At 64.7% G+C, this 2,501-nt stretch carries 4 protein-coding genes; all 4 read left to right on the forward strand.

All coding sequences use genetic code 11. From position 1 onward, the window contains the following. A partial coding sequence (locus ENZ74_RS28845; RefSeq protein ID WP_164761283.1) for an efflux RND transporter permease subunit occupies positions 1-991 on the forward strand: 991 nt, incomplete at its 5' end. 79 nt (positions 992-1,070) lie between these two features. Further along, the gene (nthA, locus tag ENZ74_RS28850) at positions 1,071-1,676 is read left to right on the forward strand and encodes a nitrile hydratase subunit alpha (RefSeq protein WP_063168267.1); all 606 of its coding nucleotides are present in this window, start codon (positions 1,071-1,073) and stop codon (positions 1,674-1,676) included. Then, on the forward strand, positions 1,673-2,332 hold the full coding sequence (gene nthB, locus ENZ74_RS28855; RefSeq protein WP_063168266.1) for a nitrile hydratase subunit beta: 660 nt from the start codon (positions 1,673-1,675) through the stop codon (positions 2,330-2,332). The genes nthA and nthB overlap by 4 nt, the downstream gene beginning before the upstream one ends. Next, a partial coding sequence (locus tag ENZ74_RS28860) for a nitrile hydratase accessory protein (protein ID WP_127313181.1) occupies positions 2,319-2,501 on the forward strand: 183 nt, incomplete at its 3' end. The genes nthB and ENZ74_RS28860, both read left to right, overlap by 14 nt.

The following is a 2,501-nucleotide window of genomic DNA, read 5'->3' on the forward strand; positions in this document are numbered from 1 at the left end:
CTCCGCCCTCTATGGCGGGTTCGGCACCGACCAGGTTTCGACCATCTTCGGTTCGGCCGACAGCTATGAAGTCATCACCGAGCTCGATCCCAAGATCGAGTGGTCGCCCGAGCGGATGCTGGCCATCCAGATGAGGACGGCGAGCGGCAGTCTTGTTCCGCTCGGCGCCTTCGCCCGCGTCGATCGCACGGCCGGCGCCCTGACCGTCAACCAGCTCGGCCAGCTTCCAGCCGTGACCATCTCCTACAATCTGCCGCAGGGCGTGGCGCTGGGCGACAGCGTGACGCGCATCAATGCGCTGAAAGAGCAGATCGGCATGCCGACGGTGATCTCGACGACCTTTGCCGGCACGGCCAAGACCTTCCAGGATTCGCTGGCCAACCAGGGTTTTCTGGTCGGCGGCGCAATCCTGACCATCTACATCGTGCTCGGCATCCTCTACGAAAGCTTCATCCACCCGCTGACCATCCTCACCGGCCTGCCATCGGCCGTACTGGGAGCGGTCGTTGCGCTGCGCTTCGCCGGCATGGATCTGTCGGTCATCGCGGTGATCGGCATCCTGATGCTGATCGGCATCGTCAAGAAGAACGGCATCATGATGGTCGATGTCGCGCTTGAGTTGCGACGAGAAGGCATGTCGGCGACCGAGTCGATCCACAAGGCCTGCCTGATGCGCTTCAGGCCGATCATGATGACGACGCTGGCGGCACTCATGGGCACGTTCCCGATTGCGCTCGGCACCGGCGCCAGCGCCGAACTGCGCCAGCCGCTGGGCGTTGCCGTTGTCGGCGGCCTGCTTGCCTCGCAGGCACTGACCCTGTTCGTGACGCCGGTGATCTATGTCTACATGGAGAATTTCTCGGGCTGGCTGGTCGGGCTTTGGTCGAAGCGCAAGGGCGAGCCGGGTCCGGTCGAAACTGTCGACCAGCTCTCGCTGTTCAAGGCGAGGGAAGACATGCAGCCCGAACCGCAGCGGGCGGCCGCCGAATGATGTGACAGGGCCAGTGCATGTGCCGCTGGCCCAAGGCGTTGCGCTTGCGGTGGCACCACCGGAACCGTAATTTGTCGCCATGTCCCACGATCATCATCACGATAACGAACTTGATCCGTTTGCCGCCCGCGTGCGTGCGCTGGAGACGATCCTCGCCCAGAAGGGTCTGATCGATCCGGCCGCGATCGACGTCATCGTCGACACCTACGAGACGAAGATCGGGCCGCGCAACGGCGCCAGGGTGGTGGCCAAGGCCTGGAGCGATCCTGCCTTTGCCGATTGGCTGAAGCGCGACGCGACGGCGGCGATCGCATCGCTGAGCTATACCGGCCGCCAGGGCGAGCACATGCAGGCGGTGTTCAACACGCAGGATACCCATAATCTCGTCGTCTGCACACTATGCTCCTGCTATCCGTGGTCGGTGCTTGGCCTGCCGCCGGTCTGGTACAAGGCGCCGCCCTATCGTTCGCGCGCGGTGATCGATCCGCGCGGCGTGCTGGAAGAGTTCGGGCTGACGCTGCCGGCGGACAAGAAAATCCGCGTCTGGGATTCCACTGCCGAGCTGCGCTATCTCGTCGTGCCGATGCGGCCCGAGGGTACCGAGGGCTGGAGCGAGGAGCGGCTGGCGGAGCTGGTGAGCCGCGATGCGATGATCGGCACCGGCCTGGCGGAACAGCCGGCATGAACGGGCCGCAGGATCTCGGCGGACAGATGGGTTTCGGCCCGGTCGCGCCGGAAAAGGACGAACCTTACTTCCATGCCGCCTGGGAAAGGCGGGCGCTCGGCGTGACGCTGACTGCCGGCGCCATGGGCGCCTGGAACATCGACGAGAGCCGGCATGCACGGGAATCGCTGCATCCGGCTGTCTACTATTCATCGAGCTACTACGAGATATGGATCAAGGCGCTGGAGGTGCTGTTAAAGCGCCATGGCTTCGTCAGCCAGCGCGATCTCGAAGCGGGCAAGGCAGTCGATCCAGCAGCGACTCCCAAGAGGGTGCTGAAGGCGGAAAACGTGCCCGCGGTGTTGGCCAAGGGCAGCCCTTGCGACCGGCCGGTGGCGCAAGCGGCGCGGTTCAAGGCGGGCGACGCCGTGCGGACCAAAAACTTCAACCCGACCGGCCACACGCGGCTGCCGCGCTACGCACGCGGCAAGCACGGCGTGATCGAGGCGGTGCACGACGGTTTTGTTTTTCCCGACAGCAACGCGCATGGACACGGCGAAAATCCGCAATGGGTCTACACCGTGGTTTTCGAAGGATCGGAGATCTGGGGCGAGGGGGCCGACCCGACGCTACGCGTGTCGATAGACGCCTGGGAGAGCTATCTTGAGCCGGCGTGAAGAACTGCCGCCAGGTTTCGACGAGCCGGTGTTCGCCGAGCCGTGGCAGGCCGAGGCCTTCGCCATGACGGTGGCGCTGCACGACAAGGGCCTGTTTTCGTGGAGCGAGTGGGCGCAGGCGCTGTCGAGCGAAGTGAAAAGACCGGGCGCCGCAGCGGACGGCCATGAT

This window comes from Mesorhizobium sp. M7A.F.Ca.CA.002.15.2.1, from assembly GCF_003998715.1.
GTDB classification, from domain to species: domain Bacteria; phylum Pseudomonadota; class Alphaproteobacteria; order Rhizobiales; family Rhizobiaceae; genus Mesorhizobium; species Mesorhizobium ciceri.

What these genes read in the sequence shown, in the direction of transcription:
- nthB (WP_063168266.1), top strand. Translation starts at nt 1,673, where the DNA reads ATGAACGGGCCGCAGGATCTCGGCGGACAGATGGGTTTCGGCCCGGTC.
- nthA (WP_063168267.1), top strand. Translation starts at nt 1,071, where the DNA reads ATGTCCCACGATCATCATCACGATAACGAACTTGATCCGTTTGCCGCC.